An 18,289-nucleotide genomic window follows, 5' to 3' on the forward strand; every position below is an offset into this window, starting at 1 on the left:
GGCAATTTTGGGGAGATACGCAAACTCTCCCCAAACAAATTATATAAAGAAACAGAATCTATAAGTTCATCAAATCATTCAACGCCTCGCTCATACTTGGATGCGTGAAGATGAAATCGCGCAGGAAAGTATACTCCTGTCCTGTCTTCATGGCCATCGCCACCAAGTTGATTACTTCACTCGACTCCGGACCGAACAACGTACAACCCACTATCTTATCGGTATCGGCATCTACTATCACCTTGAACAACCCGTTCGTATTGCCCAATGTGCGAGCACGCGGAATAGCGGCAACGGGTAGTTTGTTTACCTTGATATTCAAGCCTCTCTTACGGGCTTCAACCTCGCTCATGCCAATGCGCGAAAGGGGCGGATCGATAAATACCGAATAACCCACCGGCTCACGGTCGGACACCTTGCGCTCACCCGCTCCAAACAAGTCCTCACGAAGAATGCGATAATCGTCCAACGAAATGTAAGTGAACTGTAAGCCGCCTTTCACATCACCGATAGCACGAATGTTAGGGTTGGTGGTCTGCAAATGCTCGTTCACGATGATAGCGCCACGTTCGTCCACTTCCACACCTGCCGCTGCCAAGTTCAAACCTGCGGTATTGGGCCGGCGTCCGGTTGCCAGGAGAATGGCATCCGCATCCAATCGCAGAACCTCGCCCGTCACAGCATCCTGATAGACAACCACCGTACCGTCCACGGACTGTACACGGGCGTTCAGACGGAAGGCAACACCCTTCTTCTCCAGTACTTCTTGCACGCTGGCGGCGATGTCACGGTCTTCGCGGGCTATCAGTTCGGCATAACTTTCCAGTACTGTTACCTGCGAACCGAAAGAAGCATACATCGAAGCAAATTCCAAACCGATATATCCGCCACCCACAATAACAAGGTGTTTGGGAAGTTCTTCCAACTCCATTATGGAAGTACTGGTGTACACCTTCGGATTATCCCTTACTCCCTCAATGGGAGGAATAACGGTTTCAGCCCCCGTATTGACAAATATCTGCGGGGCTTGAAGCTGAATAGTTTCTTCCGCCATGCGTACCTCTACCGCATCGGGAGCGATGAAAGAGCCCGTACCCGTATATACCGTTATATTGGGGTTGTCTGCCAGGTTATGGTAGTTCTTCTGACGCAGGAACGAGGTTACTTCCTCTTTCCTTGCAACAGACTGGCGGTAGTATGCCTGTTTCTGTTCCCAAGACGCGTTCTTATCCGCCAGTTCAGCCGAATGTACCAATGTCTTGGTCGGGATACACCCGATATTGATGCACGTACCTCCGTACATCTTATCCGAGCGCTCTATCATGGCAACGGTGAAATTCCGCTTCGCCAATTCGGCGGCAAGTGTCTTGCCGCCTTTTCCAAAGCCTATGATAATAGCATCATACTTCTTCATACTTATTTATTTAATTGATTCAAGACTCTTTTTGCACTGTCTGCCAGTACCACGATAGCTCCGGCAAGGATAGCGGTATCTTTAATGACCAGTCGTCCGGCTCCGGTCAGTAAAGGGAAACCATGCTCTCCGCTTCCCAAGTCGGGAACCCATACCTCAGGAGTGGTGACAAGGAACGAAAGTGTGCCGACAGTCATTATGATGGCAAGTACAGCCCCCACCAATCCGATTTTGGGAGAGAATATCCCCAAGAAAGTAAGGATGCCGATTGTCATAATCAATATGCCAAGGCCGTAGGAAAAGCCGTAAGTATTGTTCTCTACGTGCCATTGGTGCTTGGCTTCATTGAACTCACCCTCTTTCAGTTTATATTCCTTGTATTCCGGTGCAGGCTTGTTGTAGAAGAAGCTCATGAACGGACTGTTCGCCACAAACGGAACGATTCCTTCGGCTTCGTAATTCCAGAATTTCAAACCGCCTATCCATACAAATATCACAAGGATAGCCACGCGGATTAAGTTAATGCCTAACTTTTGGGAAGAAGCGGCAAGTGTCAGTGCCGCAATGAACAGGTTTTGTAATTTCGTTTTCATTTTCATTTTGTTTTTTATTGAGTTATAATGATTGACTTTGCAAATATCCCTGTTTCCCGCCGGCTGTGGAATGGCAATTATTCCGCAATAGTTGGCAATTCTTCCCGTTGTGTTTGTTTTCGGTAGTCCGACACACTCTCTCCCGTCATTTTCTTAAAGAAACGGCTGAATGTAGCCAAGTCCTCAAAGCCCAAAAGGGAACTGATTTCCTTAGCGCTTTTCCGTGTGTACAGCAACAGACGTTTGGCTTCCGCATCTATCCGTTCGTGAATGACGCGAAGCGGAGAAGGCAGTCCGCAAATGGAAAACAAGTTGGACAGCGTTTTAGGTGAACGACAAAGCATATCGGCATAGTCCTGTACCTGCTTCTTCTCGCGGAAGTTCTGGTCTACCAATACATAGAATTGGCGGATAATATCGAAAGTCCTCTCATTCTCCCGTCCCACACCGAACCTTGTACGGGCAATACGTGTGCAGGTGATGATGAAACGTTTCAGTACAATCCGCAACATCTCTTCCCGGAGATTATCATTAATGGCAGACTCCTGACGGAAGATACGGACTATATCGTGCAGGTTGGACGACTGTTCTTCCGACAACCTCAACCGCATTACCTGAGATGAACCGTAAAAGAGGAAACCGTTGCAGGACACTTCATTGTCATGCCCATAGATACAGTAAAAGTTACTGTTGAAAACAAACGTCAGATATTCACCCTCCACCTCTTTTATGTCCAGATGATGCAGCGGGGTAAGCGTGATAATCTCATCCTTCTCCAGCTTCATTGGGATGTGGTCCACCTCGACGGTAAGCGTACCGCTCTGTACCCACAGAAACTTATACAAAGTCTTGTCACGTTGCAGCGACCTGCTTTCGTGGAAGCGGGATGTCATTGCGATATTGCCGTTCAGGCGCGTATTCAGTTGATAGTCCATAAGCATAGATTATTTGATAGGAATACACAAAGATAAATAATATCTTGTTTACTATTGATTATTTCCCGACTTTTGCATCCCTAAGTTCCTATTTTATTTCTAACTTGATTAATAGTAAAGTATAATGTTTCCCATCATATTCGTATCACTCGGTCCCGGCGAAGCCGAACTGATTACCCTGAAAGGACTGAAAGCGCTGCAAAACGCCGATTGCATCTTCTGTCCCGAAACACCCGCCCGAGACGGTCGTCTCCTGTCACGCGCCGCCGACATCATGCTCCAACTCGACATTCCTGCCGACCATATCCACCGTTTCTCCCTACCCATGAGCAAACAGCGGATGGATGCCCTCAACGCTTACGACCAAGTATATGCCGCCGCCCTTTCACTGCATCATGCAGGCAAGAGAGTGGCTATTGTGGCAGAAGGTGACACAGGCTTCTACTCTTCCATACATTATATATATGAGAAACTGCAAGCCGGCGGTACTCCCGTAGAACAGATTGCCGGCATCCCCGCCTTCATTGCCGCCGGGGCACGAGGCGGACTGCACATCGCCAGCCAAGAAGAGCGGCTGACTGTAATTCCCGGCATCACCACCGCCGATGAAATAGAGCAGCTGATACAATCCCGGAGCACAGTCGTCATTATGAAACTGTCGCAATGCACCGACGAAGTACACCGCTGCATCCGCCTGCATCCCGAATACGATTATCATTATTTTGAGAATGTAGGCACTCCGCAGGAGAAATACATTTGTGACACACGACAGATTGAAGCCCTTCACTTTCCTTATTTCTCCCTAATAATTATTCGCCACAATAGCTTCTGATGCCGATTTAATACATTTTCGCACAGAGTACGAGTGATTTTTGCAGAAATGGCTTACCTTTGCACTTTATAATTAAAAAGATAAAGACATGAAGAAACTTGCTTTTTATATGTTAATGCTCGTTATGAGTATCGGTTATGCTTATGCACAAGGTCAGGCAGATATCAAATTCGAAAAGACCACCCACGATTTCGGAACATTCTCAGAAAACAGTCCGGTGGTAAGTTATACATTTAAATTTACCAATGTGGGTGATGCTCCGCTGGTAATCCACCAAGCCGTGGCATCTTGCGGATGTACAGTGCCCGAATATACTCAAGAACCGGTAATGCCCGGAAAAACCGGAACTATCAAGATTACCTACAACGGTACAGGCAAATATCCCGGACACTTCAAGAAGTCCATTACATTACGCACCAATGCCAAAACTGAGATGATGCGGATATTTGTTGAAGGTGATATGACTGCCAAAGATGCCAAATAAGCGTTTTTATGCTACAGAATAAAGGAGAATTTTTTAATTCTCCTTTTTTTTTGCTTTCTTTGAAGTCTATAACAAATTTGACTTGTGAAATGAACTTACATATTCACAATACTAAATCCAATACATATCGCAATCATAACAATAAAAAATAAAACAGCTATTATGAAACAAGAAGAAGAGAAACTTACCGGCTTGCCGGAAAATGCATTCCGTGAGCTAAAGCCGGGAGAAGTCTACAACCCCTTGATGAGTCCTGACAAAAAATATCCGGAGGTAAACCTTTGGTCGGTACTGTGGGGTATTGCTATGGCAATCCTGTTTTCGGCAGCGGCAGCCTATCTGGGACTGAAAGTGGGACAAGTATTCGAAGCGGCTATTCCTATTGCCATTATTGCCGTTGGTGTGTCCAGTGCCGCCAAACGTAAGAATGCACTGGGCGAAAACGTTATCATCCAATCCATCGGAGCCAGTTCCGGAGTTATTGTGGCAGGCGCCATCTTCACCCTGCCCGCACTGTATATCCTGCAGGAAAGTTATCCGCAGGAAATCACCGTAACATTTGCACAGGTATTCATCAGCTCGCTGCTGGGTGGTGTGCTGGGTATTCTTTTCCTTATTCCCTTCCGTAAATATTTCGTCAGCGATATGCATGGCAAATATCCTTTTCCCGAAGCAACCGCAACAACACAAGTGCTTGTATCGGGTGAGAAAGGCGGCAGCCAAGCAAAACCGTTGTTACTGGCAGGTATTATCGGAGGCCTTTATGACTTTATAGTAGCTACTTTCGGGTGGTGGAACGAAAACTTCACAACCCGCGTATGTGGCTTCGGCGAAATGTTGGCAGAAAAGGTCAAGCTGGTGTTCAAAGTAAATACCGGAGCGGCTGTATTGGGTTTGGGGTATATTGTCGGACTGAAATACGCTTCCATTATTTGTGCCGGTTCGCTTGCTGTATGGTGGATTATCATTCCGGGTATGTCACTCATTTGGGGAGACAGCATACTGAACCAATGGAATCCGGAGATTACCGTCACCGTAGGCGCAATGTCTCCCGAAGAAATCTTCCAACACTACGCCAAAAGCATCGGCATCGGCGGTATCGCCATGGCAGGTATCATCGGTATCATTAAGTCATGGAGTATCATCAAGAGCGCCGTAGGACTTGCTGCCAAAGAAATGGGCGGCAAGACTGATGCCAAAGCGAACCTAAAGCGTACGCAACGCGACCTTTCCATGAAGATTATCGCTATCGGTTCTATCATCACATTGATATTGGTTACGCTATTCTTCTACTTTGATGTGATGCAGGGCAATCTGTTACATACATTGGTAGCTATTTTGCTCGTTGCAGGCATCTCATTCCTCTTTACCACTGTGGCAGCTAATGCCATTGCCATTGTGGGAACAAATCCGGTATCGGGAATGACATTGATGACACTTATCCTTGCGTCCGTAGTAATGGTGACGGTAGGCTTGAAAGGCCCGGGTGGAATGGTAGCGGCATTGGTTATGGGTGGCGTGGTTTGTACGGCGCTGTCTATGGCAGGCGGTTTCATCACCGACCTTAAAATAGGTTATTGGCTGGGAAGCACCCCTATAAAACAGGAAACATGGAAGTTCCTCGGAACAATTGTTTCTGCGGCTACCGTAGGTGGTGTCATGATTATCCTGAACAAGACATACGGATTTACCAGCGGACAACTGGCAGCTCCGCAAGCCAACGCAATGGCGGCGGTAATAGAACCTCTGATGAACGGTGTAGGCGCACCCTGGTTGCTTTACGGCATCGGTGCGGTACTGGCCATCCTACTGAACGCTTGCAAAATACCTGCACTTGCCTTTGCATTGGGTATGTTCATTCCGTTGGAACTGAACGTTCCGCTGGTAGTGGGTGGCGCTGTAAACTGGTACGTAACCAGCCGCAGCAAAGACGCAGCCCTCAATGCCGAACGTGGCGAAAAAGGTACATTGCTGGCATCCGGTTTCATTGCCGGCGGTGCGCTAATGGGTGTGGTAAGTGCGGCAATGCGCTTCGGCGGTGTCAATCTGGTGAACGACGCATGGCTCAACAACACATGGTCTGAGGTGCTGGCACTGGGTGCTTATGCCATTCTGATATTCTATCTCGTAAAAGCTTCGATGAAAACCAAATAAGCTGCGAGGATATTAAAATAAGTTCAAAGGGAACTATATTCATTATGAGAAATATACTATTCTTATCTCTTTTATTCGTAACTACGATATTATCTGCACAGAAGCCCGTCGAGCTGCTTTTATGGCCCGACGGAGCACCTAATACAAACGGGCTGACGGGTACTGAAGAAGACTTGCAGGGTGGTCGTGTTGCCAATGTGGTTAATCCTTCCATCACCGTTTACCGTCCTGCAAAGCCTAACGGCATGGCTATTATCATGTGCCCCGGAGGCGGATACGCACGTCTTGCCATGAACCACGAGAGACATGATATGGCAGCTTGGTTTATGGCACAGGGCATTACGTATGCGGTACTGAAATACCGGATGCCGAACGAGCATTACGAAGTCCCCCTGTCGGATGCCGAACAAGCCATCCGCCTCATGCGCAAGCATGCCAAAGAATGGAACATCAATCCCAATCGCATCGGCATTATGGGTGCATCTGCAGGCGGACATCTGGCCGCATCCCTTGCCACGCTATACGGCAGTGACGCTACCCGTCCTGATTTTCAAATATTGTTCTATCCCGTCATCTCCATGCTGAAAGGTGTCACCCATGGTGGTTCACGCCGGAATCTTCTTGGCGAGAATCCTTCCACCGAACTGGAACAGAAATACTCGCTCGAACGACAGGTATCTCCCAAAACTCCACAGGCATTCATCATGTTGTCGGCCGATGACGGAGCCGTACCTCCTATCAATGGCATCGGTTATTTCCTTTCCCTGCGTGAACAAAAAGTTCCCGCCACCTTGCACGTCTATCCGACAGGCGGCCATGGTTGGGGATTCCGTGATAACTTCACGTACAAACGGCAATGGACCGACGAGCTGGAGAAGTGGTTGAGGGAAACTCTATAATAATCCATTTACCATTCAAGCCTTAAAACTTCCCTATATGAAAATACAAAGACTATTGATTGCCGCTGCCTTTCTTCCTCTTGCCCTCACGGCACAGGAAGAAAGGTACGGACAAATCACCAACCCCAGACTGACAAGCATCAACAAAGAACTGCCCCGCAGTACATTCACTTCTTATACAAACGAAGCGGATGCCGTTATCAACGACCGTAAAAACGGAACATTTCGTCTCTCACTCAACGGTAAGTGGAAGTTCCATTACGTAGAAAACTTTGCCGATCGCTCCACCGACTTCATGGATACCCGTACAGACGTAAGCAAATGGCCGGATATCAATGTCCCCGGTAACTGGGAATTACAGGGCTTCGGCACTCCTATCTACGTTAATCATCCATATGAGTTCTGCTCTGCAGGTTACGCGCCCTATTGGGACAAGCCCAATCCGCCTTATGTGCCTAAAGAATGGAATCCTACGGGAACTTACCGCCGTACCTTCACCCTGCCCGCCGACTGGGAAAACAAAGAAATCTTCCTAAGTGCCGACGGAGTACGCGGAGCGGCTTTCTACTACCTCAACGGCAAATTTGTAGGCATGAACAAAGACGCCAAAACCCCTGCCCGCTTCAATGTCACTTCCTTTGCCCGCCGGGGTGAGAACGTGATAGCCATACAGGTGCACCGCTTTTCCGACGGCAACTATCTGGAGTGTCAGGACTTCTGGCGCATCAGCGGCATCGAACGGGACATCTATATGTATGCCCAACCGCAGATACACCTGACGGACTTCAAGGCTGAAACTCCCTTGGACGACAATTACCGTAACGGCATCTTAAAGCTGAAAGTAAAGTTTGCCAATGAAACCAATAAGGAGATTCCGTTTATCGTAGGCTATCGTCTGCTCAACAGCAAAGACAAACAGATTGCCCAGTCCTCAGTCCGCGTAAGCTACGGACAGACAGAAGTAGAATTCAACACCAAAACAATCAAAGAACCGTTGCAATGGACAGCCGAAACACCGAACCTCTATACACTCGTTATCAGCTTGAAACACATCAACGGAGACGTTATTGAAGCCACCAGCTGCAAAGTAGGTTTTCGTACCGTAGAGATAAAAGACAAGCAACTCATGGTAAACGGCCGGCCTATCCTCGTGAAAGGAGTCAACTATCACGAGCACAATGAATACACCGGACATTACGTCACCGAAGATCTCATGCTGAAAGACTTCGAACTTTGGAAACAATACAATATAAACACCGTACGTACCTGTCACTACCCGCAACAGGAACGCTTCTACGAACTGTGTGACCGGTATGGCATCTACGTCATAGATGAAGCCAATATTGAAAGCCACGGAATGGGCTATAACCTGAATGTAGGCGGAGCATTGGGAAATAATCCTCTGTTTATGAATGCCCACGTAGACCGTACGCTGAATATGTACGAGCGCGACAAAAATCATCCCTGCATCATCACTTGGTCGCTTGGAAATGAAGCGGGCAACGGTCTGAACTTCTACGTCACCTACAACACACTGAAAGCATTGGACAGCCGTCCCGTACAATACGAGCGTGCCTTACTGGAATGGAACACAGACATTTATTGTCCCATGTACCACCGTCCCAAGCACATCGAAAAATATGCCCAGAATCCCAAAATGACTCGCCCGCTTATTCTTTGTGAATACGCCCATGCCATGGGAAACAGTCTCGGCAACTTTCAGGAATATTGGGACATCATCGAGAAGTATCCCATCCTGCAAGGGGGGTGCATCTGGGACTGGGTAGACCAGGGACTTGCTGCCGAAACCTCCGACGGCCGCAAATATTGGAAGTACGGCGGCGATTACGGTGAATACGGCACTCCGTCCGATGGTGACTTCTGTATCAACGGCGTGGTGTATCCCGACCGTAGCGTCAAGCCTCAGACTGAAGAGATGAAGAAAGTGTATCAGAATATCAAGTTCTTCGATTTCGACCGTGTAGCCTTCGTTGTAAAGATACGAAACGACTTTTCCTTTACCAATCTCGATAAATACGACTTCTACTACATCGTTCGTCGTCACGGTCAGGAAATTTACAAAGGTCGCATCAGAGACATCAAAGCCGAACCGGGTCAAACCGTCACCAGTCCGTTCCTGAATGGTATTCCCGTAGTCAACCACTCCACCGGAGACGTACGTATAGAGTTCTACGCCGCTATCCGTACACCCGAGCCTTTCCTTCCGGCAGGTACAGTCATCGCCCGCGAACAGACCTATGTATATACTTTCCACAAGGAAAATGCTCCGCAGCAGGCATTCGCCGGATTGGAAGATAACGGTAAACAAGTCACTTTCTCCGGTACAGACTTTAAAGCCACATTCGACAAGCAAAGCGGTCTGTTAGTGTCCTACCAATACAAAAAACAGGAATTCATTCACAACGGACAAGGTCCCCGCCCCTTCTTTTGGCGTGCTCCTACCGACAATGATTATGGAGCTCAACTGCCTGTACGGCTGAAAACATGGAAAGAAGCCAGTTATCAAGAGCCGAAAGCCGAAAGTTTCAATGTAATGCGGGACAAGGACTCTACGGCAGTAAAGGTCACCTACCGCTTCCCGCAGACTGATGCCCGATGGGATATAACATACAAAGTGTACAACAACGGAGTTATTAAAATAGACAATCATTTCGTTGCAGAGAATACCCAAAGCCCGATGATACCGCGTGTTGGATTACGAATGCAGCTTCCCGCCCGCATCACCTCGCTGACCTACTACGGACGCGGGCCGGAAGAGAACTATCGCGACCGTCGCACCTCGCAATTCTTCGGTGAATATACGTCAGGCATCAAAGATATGTACGAACCCTATATCCGTCCGCAAGAAAACAACCACCGTACGGATATCTATTGGTGTACACTCACTGATAAGACAAAGGAGGGCTTGCTGTTCGTAGCCGACCGCACTTTTGAAATGAACGTATCCAACTATCCGCTGGAAAGTCTGGATAGCGGCGACTCTCTCGAAAACGGCTCTCCCCGTACCGAAAAGACCAATCACCGTCACCTTACCGATCCGCAACCAGAATCCTTGGTAGATTTTTTCATTGACTACCGTATGATGGGTGTAGGCGGTGATAACAGTTGGGGAGCCTTGGCACACGAACCTTATCTGATACATTCCGGTAAGCAAAATGCCATTGACTATGGCTTTACGATTGTGCCGTTCGACAAGAAAACGGATTTTAAGAGTTTGATATATAAATACTAAAACACTGAGATAATGAAAACCTTACTCGGTATGCTTTGTACTTTGGTAATAGCATTGTCCGTTTCCGCGCAGGAAACGGGCAATGTCATGCTGAAATACGGATTGAACTTCCTTAAAACTCCCTACGTGGCACATACGCTGGAAGTGAACGATGAGGAAAAACTTGTAGTCAACTTCGATGAAGTAGATTGCACCACTTTTGTGGAATATGTGCTTGCCCTCGCTCGCTCTCCCGTCAAGAACGAAACAATAGACAAGGCTGATTACGCACGAAGTTTGCAAAACATCCGTTATCGTAACGGTAAGATTGACGGTTACACTTCCCGCCTACATTACATCGCTGATTGGGTGAATAACGGTGTCAGGCATGGTTTTATAGAAGACGTAGCCGCTGCCAACAGCCCCGATACGCTAAAATTATCTCTCAATTTCATGTCCACGCATCCTAAAGCATACAAGCATTTGGAAGCTTCTCCCGAAAATATCAGTAAGATTGAAAATATAGAAAAGGCGCTGTCCGGACAAGTTATTCATTATATCCCCAAAAATAAGTTGCCCGACAATGGTTTCAGTTGGATAAAGAACGGCGATATCATAGCCATTACCACCAATATTCCGGGATTGGATGTTATCCATCTGGGTATTGCCTACTATGAAAAAGGAATATTGAAACTACTTCATGCTTCCTCTACCCGGAAAATGGTGGTTATTACGCAGAGACCATTAGCACAGATGCTGAAAAACAATAAAAGATTTACAGGGATTAGGGTGTTGAGAATGAAAGAAGACAAGCAATAAGACATTAGAAAACACCATAAATCTAAAAACAATTCAAGGATGTACCCAATATTTAATAATAGGTACATCCTTGAATTGTTTTTATCAGAACGGCAACGGTCCGTCCGACCCCACCCCACCAAACGGATTATCTGTTTGCGGCATATAGTCGGCGGCAGACGGTGGTGGTGGCGTAGAGGTACTGCTGATAGGCGCATTCATACGCGAGCCGAATGTAGCCCCGCCTCCGCCCTCAGTAGGTGGCGGAATAACCATATCGTCTTCCGGATTTTGGAATCGGGTGTATTGACCGATAAAGCGCAAACGCACATCCCCCACCGCACCATTACGGTGCTTGGCTATAATAATCTCTGCCATACCACGCAAATCGCTGCCGTCGGCGGAAGTATAAATCTTGTAATATTCGGGACGATGGATGAAGCATACCATATCGGCATCCTGCTCGATGGCTCCGGATTCACGAAGGTCACTCAACTGCGGACGCTTGCCTTCTTCTCCTTCACGGTTTTCCACACCACGATTCAACTGCGACAGGGCAATGATAGGGATATTCAACTCCTTGGCCAGCCCCTTCAATGAACGTGAAATCGTACTCACCTCTTCCTGACGGCTACCAAACGACATACCACTGGCATTCATCAGCTGAAGGTAGTCGATAATAATTACCCTTACCCCATGCTCACGTACCAGACGACGGGCTTTAGTACGAAGCTCAAATACGGAAAGCGAGGGAGTATCATCCACGTAAAGCGGTGCATCCAACAAGTCGCGCAACTTATAGTCCAATTGTTGCCATTCGTAGTCGGCAAGTTGCCCGCTCTTTATCTTCTCACTCGGAATTTCGCACACATTGGAGATAAGACGGTTCACCAACTGTACGTTGCTCATTTCAAGGGAGAACAAGGCAACAGGATTACGGAAATTCACAGCAATGTTCTTTGCCATAGAAAGCACAAACGCTGTCTTACCCATGGCAGGACGAGCGGCTATAATAATAAGGTCGGAATTCTGCCAACCGGAAGTCATCTTATCCAACTTAGTAAATCCACTCTCAAGACCGCTTAGACCATCGGTGCGGGCGGCAGCTTTCTGAATAAGGTCGTACGCTTCGGCAATGACCGGATTAATCTGCGTATAATCCTTCTTCATGTTCTGCTGGGAAATCTCAAATAGCTTGCCTTCGGCTTCCTGCATCAGGTCGTCCACATCGAGCGTCTCGTCGAATGCCTTGGACTGGATATTACTGGTGAATGTTATCAGTTCGCGCGCCAAAGCCTTTTGGGCAATGATGCGGGCGTGATATTCAATGTGCGCAGAAGATGCAACCTTGCTACTGAGCTGGGTAATATAGAACGGACCACCGACTTCTTCCAAGTCTCCACGTTTGGCCAGCTGTTCTTTCACGGTAAGGATATCCACCGGTTTTTGGTTGACTGCCAAATCCGTGATAGCGGAATATATCAGTTGATGCCGATGCTCGTAAAAAGATTCGGGACGGAGGATTTCGCTCACCAATGAATAAGCGTCTTTCTCAATCATCAATGCACCCAGTACGGCTTCTTCCAGTTCCGGCGCTTGCGGCTGGATACGCCCGTAGTCGTTAACGGGTTGGGGTACTTTTGATTTCGGAGTACGGGTAGTTCGTCTTTGTTCTGCCACTTTTTGAATTAAAAATTGAAAATTAAAAATTAAGAAATAATAGTTTGCCTTTTAAAAAGGGAAAGCAAAGATAAATGATTTTATTGAGAGCAATCAACAAATCATTGTTAAGTTTTCAATCTACTATAAACAGAATTCATTAACTTTGTCTCCGAAGCCGCTTTGGCAACCCGTTTTTTTTAATTTTCAATTCTTAAATCTCAATTAAACAATGATTACTTTTCCGAATGCTAAAATAAATTTGGGGCTGAACATTACAGAGAAACGTCCGGACGGTTACCATAATCTGGAAACCATCTTCTACCCTATTCCCATCGAAGATGCACTGGAAATAAACCTGCTGCATGACGGTGACGGAAAATATTGCCTGCATCAGGCAGGTATCGAAATAGCGGGAGAAGCGGAAAACAATCTGGTAGTAAAGGCTTATAAACTGCTGGATGAATGGTTCGACCTGCCACCGGTGGATATCCATTTGTTCAAGCACATCCCCTCGGGGGCAGGGTTGGGCGGCGGTTCGGCAGATGCGGCGTTCATGCTGAAACTGCTGAATGAGAAGTTCGGTCTCGGCTTAGGTTGCGACAAGTTGGAGGAGTACGCTGCCCGTTTGGGAGCGGACTGTGCTTTTTTCATCAGAAATACCCCCACTTATGCGGAAGGTATTGGTAATATATTCTCGCCTGTTTCCCTATCGTTGAAAGGTTATCAGCTTTGGCTGATAAAGCCGGATATATTCGTCTCTACACGGGATGCCTTTTCGCTGATAAAGCCGCACCGTCCGGAGCATCCGCTAAAGGAGGTGGTACGGTTGCCCGTTGAAGAATGGAAAAAACACATGGTAAATGACTTTGAGGAGAGCGTGTTTCCTCAATACCCCGCTATCGGAGAAATCAAAGAAGAGATGTACAAGCAAGGCGCCATTTATGCGTCAATGAGCGGTTCGGGCTCATCCGTTTACGGCTTGTTTGCAGCCGATGCCATATTACCCGACATTGACTTCGGGGAAAAAGCATTTGTCTACAAAGGGAAGCTGACTATTTGATTTAAGATAAGGTGTAAGATACAAAATATAAATTATGAAGTATAAATTATGAACTATGCAGATATAGCATTGTTATACTTCATATTTTATACTTTGTACTTATTTTACCCTTTAGATTAAATGAAAAGATTTAGATTTTGTATCGTAGCAAGTATGCTACTGCTTATGTCCGCCTCTGCCTTTGCCAAAGGGCTCCCCGTAGAGATACAGACAGCCTTTGAGAAGATGTATCCGCAAGCTGAAAATGTTGAATGGGAACAGATGGCGGGATGTTATGTAGCGGAATTCGTCATGGGCAATCGGGAGATAGATGTGTGGTTCGACGAAAATGCCCAATGGGTAATGACAGAAAATGACGTCGAGTCATTAGAGAATGTCCCCGCTCCTGTTGCAGAAAACTTTATGAAAAGCATTATGGCTTCCATGAGATTAAAAGATGTGAGGATAATCACTTTTCCCAAACATCCTACGGTTATCGTTATCGAAGTAGAAGGCTACAATTCTGATGAAGAATTCCAGTTATTCTATTCGTCGGACGGAAAGTTACAGCAACAACTGAACGTAAGTGAACTGGGTGGAGAGATTTATCCGGGATTATTTGAATAAGCGTAATTTGAGTTTTCCTAATCCTTTTTGAGTTTATCGTACTCTTCATCCGTCACCGGGCAGTATCTTCAGTCCATACACCTTTCGCCAGATTGAATGCAGCCCATGCTTTGGGCCAGCCGGCATAGAACCCGATGTGGGTAATAATTTCGACAATCTCAGTACGGGTAATGCCATTCTTCTTTGCTGACTGAAGATGAAAGACGAGTGAATTATCGGTGATGCCCTGACTGATAAGAGAGGTAATGGTTACTAAGCTGCGGTCACGCAAACCTAATTTATCGGTACGGCTCCATACTTCGCCAAAAAGAACATCATCATTTAGCTCCGCAAATTTCGGGGCGAACTCTCCCAATTGGATACGCCCGGCTGTCTGTACTATTTTTTCTTGTGCCATAACATTGAGTGTTAAAATACTGAATACTGAAATCAAAAGAATCTTGTTCATAACTGCTTTCATTATTTATTTTCCGATTGCAAATTTACCGCAATTCAACAAACCGATTTGTATATGATTTACAGATATATATACCTAAATTCCCGATTCTAAGATAAATCCAATATCAATTAAATAAAATACCCTGACTTTCTACCATAAAAAAGACAATGCGTAACGAATGCTATTTCAGCTAATTCGCTACGCATTGCCTTATTCATGTTTTCCGCAATGTGTATATTAACACTTCACACCTGCAACTTAGTACACTTCCACCTTTTCCGCAATCCTTTTTGTCTTATCACGCAACGCATCAAGATCACTCTTCAGCGGTGCGTAGCACAGCACAACACCCATACGGCGATTGACACGGGTAGTAGGTTTGCCGAAGATACGCAAGTAAGTATCTTCTTCTTTGGTCACCTCTTCCATACCACGATAGTTAGGACGTTCTTGGCTGGAAATGGATGAAAGGATAACGGCGCTTGCACCTATCCGCTCTTGCTTGATACCCGGAATGGGCAAGCCCAGTACGGCACGGCAATGCAATTCGAATTCATTCAGGTTCTGCGTTCCTGCCAACGTAACCATACCCGTATCGTGCGGACGCGGAGAGAGTTCGGAGAAGTAAACACCGTTCTCATGGCTCAGGAAGAATTCCACTCCCCACAAGCCGGCACCCGTCAGGGCACGGGTTACTTTCTCCGCCATATCCTGCGCTTCCTTTAAATGAGCGGGATCGATATGGGCAGGCTGAAAACTCTCACGATAGTCACCACCCTTTTGTACGTGACCGATAGGCGGACAGAACAAAGTAGGGCCGTTCTTTTGAGTAACCGTCAATAAAGTAATTTCACTATCAAACTTTATGAACTCTTCGATAATAAGTTCTTTAATATCGCCACGGCTACCATTGCAACCATATTCCCAGGCATGCTCCAGTTCTTCCGCACTCTTTACGAGCGATTGTCCCTTACCGGAAGAGGACATCAACGGTTTTACCACACAAGGGAAACCTATCTTTTCGGCTGCGGCTTTCAGTTCGTCCAAAGATTTGGCATAGAAATATTTGGCAGTTTTCAGTCCCAGCTCCTTAGCTGCAAGGTCACGGATAGCTTTACGATTCATGGTAAAGTTTACTGCACGTGCACTGGGCACAACCTGAATACCTTCTTTTTCAAAGTCGTACAAGCGTTCCGTACGGATAGCTTCAATTTCCGGAACAATAATATCCGGCTGGTGTTTGCGTACTACACGTTCCAATGCATCACCGTCCAGCATACTGAACACTTCGCATTCGTCTGCCACTTGCATGGCAGGTGCTCCGGCATATGAGTCGCAGGCAATGATGTATTGACCTTTACGTTGGGCGGAAATCACAAATTCCTTACCCAATTCACCGGAACCTAACAGTAAAATCTTTTTCATTTCAGTATCAGTTTATTATAGAATTATGGCAAAGATAGGGAGAAAAAACGATATAAAAGAAATACGGGAAGTTAACTTTATTCACTGTATAAAGTTAACTTCCCGTAATTATGATATTAACATATTGTCACCTATTTAGTTAACTTCATTAAAGCAATGAAGTTAACTAAACATAAGCACTATTATTGATGTTGCTCTCTCAATAAGTCATTCACCGTCTTAACCGGATTAAAGGTAGTAAGAGGCACCTCTACAAATACTGTATTCCAGTCGCTCATTGCACCGTTCCAAAGTCCGGGAAGTTCCAAAGCTTTAAGGTCTTTACCGTTCTTTGACTTGTAAGAGATAAAACCTGTCGCCTTATCCACATACTTCACCAAGTCGAATTTATGACCTTTATAGTCGCGTACGGCACAAACCAAATCAACCGGATTGAAGTGCGTACCCTTTTCAAACATATCCTTCTTCTCCGAATCATTCATATCAATCTGTGAACTTTCGAGAATTTGCAGAGAAATCGTACCGTCACTGTTATAAGCAAGGAACGGACCGCCACCCGGCTCGCCTACGTTCTTCACCATACCGCAAACACGCATCGGGCGGTTCAACTTTTCTTTCAGATAAATCACAAGTTCGGCATCTTCCAAATTCTTAGTTTCCGGATTCTTACAGAAAAGTTTTTTCTGTACAAATTGCAAGATGTCAAGAATTTGTTCGTGCGTATATTTACCGCTGTCCAGCAGTTGCAGATAAGCAAAAGCCTGCTGTTGCAATGTGATGAGTACACCGGCAATCAACTTCTTATACAATACTGTATCGCCTTTCAGTTTATCGGGCACTACATTATCAATGTTCTTAATAAAGATAACATCGGCATCAAGGTCATTCAAGTTTTCAATCAATGCACCATGACCGCCCGGGCGAAACAGAAGTTTACCATTATCGCGGAAGGGCTTGTTTTCCATATCGGCAGCAATAGTATCGGTACTCGGCTTTTGTTCAGAAAAACTGATGTTATAATCCACACCATATTTCTTGGCATAAGCGGCAGCTTTCTCGTCTACCAATGCCTTGAACAGCGCACGATGTTCGGGAGATACAGTGAAATGGACATTCACTTTGCCATTCTTATTGGCTGCATAAAGCGCACCTTCCACCAAATGTTCTTCCAACGGAGTACGACTGCCGTCTTCATACTTATGAAACTTCAACAGTCCTTTCGGTAGCGCGCCGTAATTCAGTCCTGCCGATTCGAGCAATGCGGCAACCACTGTTTTATAATTCCCGGCAGCCACCAACGCTGGAATATCCTTACCGGCCGTTTTCTGGCAAACGGCATTCAAATCATCGTAAAAAGCAAATTTTTCGATTTTATCAAAGAATGTTTTCTCGAAATTTGACTGGGGAGCATCATATTCCGCACCAAGAAATTCAAATAAATTCTTAAACATACGGCTTGCCGCACCTGATGCCGGCACAAACTTCACAACCGTCTTGTCTGTCTGAGTGTATGCTTCCCATGCATTCAGGTATTTCTTCTGTTCATCAGCATCCGGAGCCAATATCCCCTGTTCCGCAGAAGCAGCAGCGAATAGCTTCAAATATGGAAATCCTTTTTCAAAACAGGCCAATTGTTCGGCAATCTGCTTTTCTGATATACCTTTTTGGGCAAGCAATTCTTTGTCTTGGAGTGTTATCATAATATCTAAATTTATTAATTGATGCCCAAAAATACAAAAAAAGCGCAAGTACCGTC

At 46.1% G+C, this 18,289-nt stretch carries 14 protein-coding genes and 1 pseudogene; 8 read left to right on the plus strand and 7 right to left on the minus strand.

What is annotated here, in order from left to right; translation table 11 throughout:
* Positions 1–58: 58 nt before the first annotated feature.
* The 3 genes from KG118_RS09375 to KG118_RS09385 all read right to left on the minus strand — a co-directional run bounded on the left by KG118_RS09375 (position 59) and on the right by KG118_RS09385 (position 2,942).
* On the minus strand, positions 59–1,414 hold the full coding sequence (locus tag KG118_RS09375; protein ID WP_117712741.1) for an FAD-dependent oxidoreductase: 1,356 nt from the start codon (positions 1,412–1,414) through the stop codon (positions 59–61).
* Between the two features lie 2 nt (positions 1,415–1,416).
* Positions 1,417–2,007 carry a DUF417 family protein gene (locus KG118_RS09380; protein ID WP_117712792.1) on the minus strand — a complete coding sequence of 197 codons (591 nt, stop codon included), beginning with the start codon at positions 2,005–2,007 and terminating at the stop codon, positions 1,417–1,419.
* A 77-nt stretch (positions 2,008–2,084) separates the two neighbouring features.
* The gene (locus KG118_RS09385; RefSeq protein WP_117712791.1) at positions 2,085–2,942 is read right to left on the minus strand and encodes a helix-turn-helix domain-containing protein; all 858 of its coding nucleotides are present in this window, start codon (positions 2,940–2,942) and stop codon (positions 2,085–2,087) included.
* Positions 2,943–3,066: 124 nt separating this feature from the next.
* Here KG118_RS09385 and KG118_RS09390 point away from each other — a divergent pair, with 124 nt between their 5' ends.
* From KG118_RS09390 to KG118_RS09415, 6 genes are all read left to right on the plus strand, one after another.
* Positions 3,067–3,774, plus strand: coding sequence for a precorrin-2 C(20)-methyltransferase (locus KG118_RS09390; RefSeq protein WP_117712740.1), 708 nt, complete (start codon positions 3,067–3,069; stop codon positions 3,772–3,774).
* Between the two features lie 88 nt (positions 3,775–3,862).
* Complete coding sequence (locus tag KG118_RS09395; RefSeq protein ID WP_117712739.1) at positions 3,863–4,258, plus strand: DUF1573 domain-containing protein; 396 nt, start codon at positions 3,863–3,865, stop codon at positions 4,256–4,258.
* Positions 4,259–4,420: 162 nt separating this feature from the next.
* Positions 4,421–6,412, plus strand: coding sequence for an OPT family oligopeptide transporter (locus KG118_RS09400; RefSeq protein ID WP_117712738.1), 1,992 nt, complete (start codon positions 4,421–4,423; stop codon positions 6,410–6,412).
* Between the two features lie 44 nt (positions 6,413–6,456).
* Complete coding sequence (locus KG118_RS09405) at positions 6,457–7,311, plus strand: alpha/beta hydrolase (RefSeq protein WP_213388425.1); 855 nt, start codon at positions 6,457–6,459, stop codon at positions 7,309–7,311.
* 37 nt (positions 7,312–7,348) lie between these two features.
* On the plus strand, positions 7,349–10,564 hold the full coding sequence (locus KG118_RS09410) for a glycoside hydrolase family 2 TIM barrel-domain containing protein (RefSeq protein WP_117712736.1): 3,216 nt from the start codon (positions 7,349–7,351) through the stop codon (positions 10,562–10,564).
* Positions 10,565–10,576: 12 nt separating this feature from the next.
* Complete coding sequence (locus tag KG118_RS09415) at positions 10,577–11,362, plus strand: N-acetylmuramoyl-L-alanine amidase-like domain-containing protein (protein WP_117712735.1); 786 nt, start codon at positions 10,577–10,579, stop codon at positions 11,360–11,362.
* A gap of 84 nt (positions 11,363–11,446) precedes the next feature.
* Here KG118_RS09415 and dnaB read toward each other — a convergent pair whose 3' ends face one another.
* Positions 11,447–13,021 carry a replicative DNA helicase gene (gene dnaB / locus KG118_RS09420; RefSeq protein WP_117712734.1) on the minus strand — a complete coding sequence of 525 codons (1,575 nt, stop codon included), beginning with the start codon at positions 13,019–13,021 and terminating at the stop codon, positions 11,447–11,449.
* 211 nt (positions 13,022–13,232) lie between these two features.
* Between dnaB and ispE the strand changes: the two genes are divergently transcribed.
* Positions 13,233–14,063, plus strand: a complete 831-nt coding sequence (gene ispE, locus KG118_RS09425; protein ID WP_117712733.1) for a 4-(cytidine 5'-diphospho)-2-C-methyl-D-erythritol kinase — start codon at positions 13,233–13,235, stop codon at positions 14,061–14,063.
* A gap of 120 nt (positions 14,064–14,183) precedes the next feature.
* A complete protein-coding gene (locus tag KG118_RS09430; RefSeq protein ID WP_199598815.1) occupies positions 14,184–14,669 on the plus strand; it encodes a PepSY-like domain-containing protein in 486 nt (161 codons plus the stop codon).
* A 58-nt stretch (positions 14,670–14,727) separates the two neighbouring features.
* On the opposite strand, the pseudogene KG118_RS09435 reads toward KG118_RS09430, so the two are convergent.
* The 3 genes and pseudogenes from KG118_RS09435 to KG118_RS09445 all read right to left on the minus strand — a co-directional run.
* Positions 14,728–15,117: pseudogene (locus tag KG118_RS09435) on the minus strand (carboxymuconolactone decarboxylase family protein); the annotation flags it as partial.
* A 249-nt stretch (positions 15,118–15,366) separates the two neighbouring features.
* Entirely contained in the window at positions 15,367–16,533 is a 1,167-nt protein-coding gene (purT, locus tag KG118_RS09440; RefSeq protein WP_117712731.1) for a formate-dependent phosphoribosylglycinamide formyltransferase, read from the minus strand.
* A 182-nt stretch (positions 16,534–16,715) separates the two neighbouring features.
* Positions 16,716–18,233 (minus strand): DUF4301 family protein, encoded by a 1,518-nt coding sequence (locus KG118_RS09445; RefSeq protein WP_117712730.1) that lies wholly within the window; start codon positions 18,231–18,233, stop codon positions 16,716–16,718.
* Positions 18,234–18,289: the final 56 nt, after the last annotated feature.

The organism is Bacteroides propionicigenes (genome assembly GCF_018390535.1).
In the GTDB taxonomy this organism is placed as follows: domain Bacteria; phylum Bacteroidota; class Bacteroidia; order Bacteroidales; family Bacteroidaceae; genus Bacteroides; species Bacteroides propionicigenes.

Coding starts and splice junctions, on each gene's coding strand:
- KG118_RS09375 (WP_117712741.1), bottom strand. CDS start 1,414: ATGAAGAAGTATGATGCTATTATCATAGGCTTTGGAAAAGGCGGCAAG.
- KG118_RS09380 (WP_117712792.1), bottom strand. CDS start 2,007: ATGAAAACGAAATTACAAAACCTGTTCATTGCGGCACTGACACTTGCC.
- KG118_RS09385 (WP_117712791.1), bottom strand. CDS start 2,942: ATGGACTATCAACTGAATACGCGCCTGAACGGCAATATCGCAATGACA.
- KG118_RS09390 (WP_117712740.1), top strand. CDS start 3,067: ATGTTTCCCATCATATTCGTATCACTCGGTCCCGGCGAAGCCGAACTG.
- KG118_RS09395 (WP_117712739.1), top strand. CDS start 3,863: ATGAAGAAACTTGCTTTTTATATGTTAATGCTCGTTATGAGTATCGGT.
- KG118_RS09400 (WP_117712738.1), top strand. CDS start 4,421: ATGAAACAAGAAGAAGAGAAACTTACCGGCTTGCCGGAAAATGCATTC.
- KG118_RS09405 (WP_213388425.1), top strand. CDS start 6,457: ATGAGAAATATACTATTCTTATCTCTTTTATTCGTAACTACGATATTA.
- KG118_RS09410 (WP_117712736.1), top strand. CDS start 7,349: ATGAAAATACAAAGACTATTGATTGCCGCTGCCTTTCTTCCTCTTGCC.
- KG118_RS09415 (WP_117712735.1), top strand. CDS start 10,577: ATGAAAACCTTACTCGGTATGCTTTGTACTTTGGTAATAGCATTGTCC.
- ispE (WP_117712733.1), top strand. CDS start 13,233: ATGATTACTTTTCCGAATGCTAAAATAAATTTGGGGCTGAACATTACA.
- KG118_RS09430 (WP_199598815.1), top strand. CDS start 14,184: ATGAAAAGATTTAGATTTTGTATCGTAGCAAGTATGCTACTGCTTATG.
- purT (WP_117712731.1), bottom strand. CDS start 16,533: ATGAAAAAGATTTTACTGTTAGGTTCCGGTGAATTGGGTAAGGAATTT.
- KG118_RS09445 (WP_117712730.1), bottom strand. CDS start 18,233: ATGATAACACTCCAAGACAAAGAATTGCTTGCCCAAAAAGGTATATCA.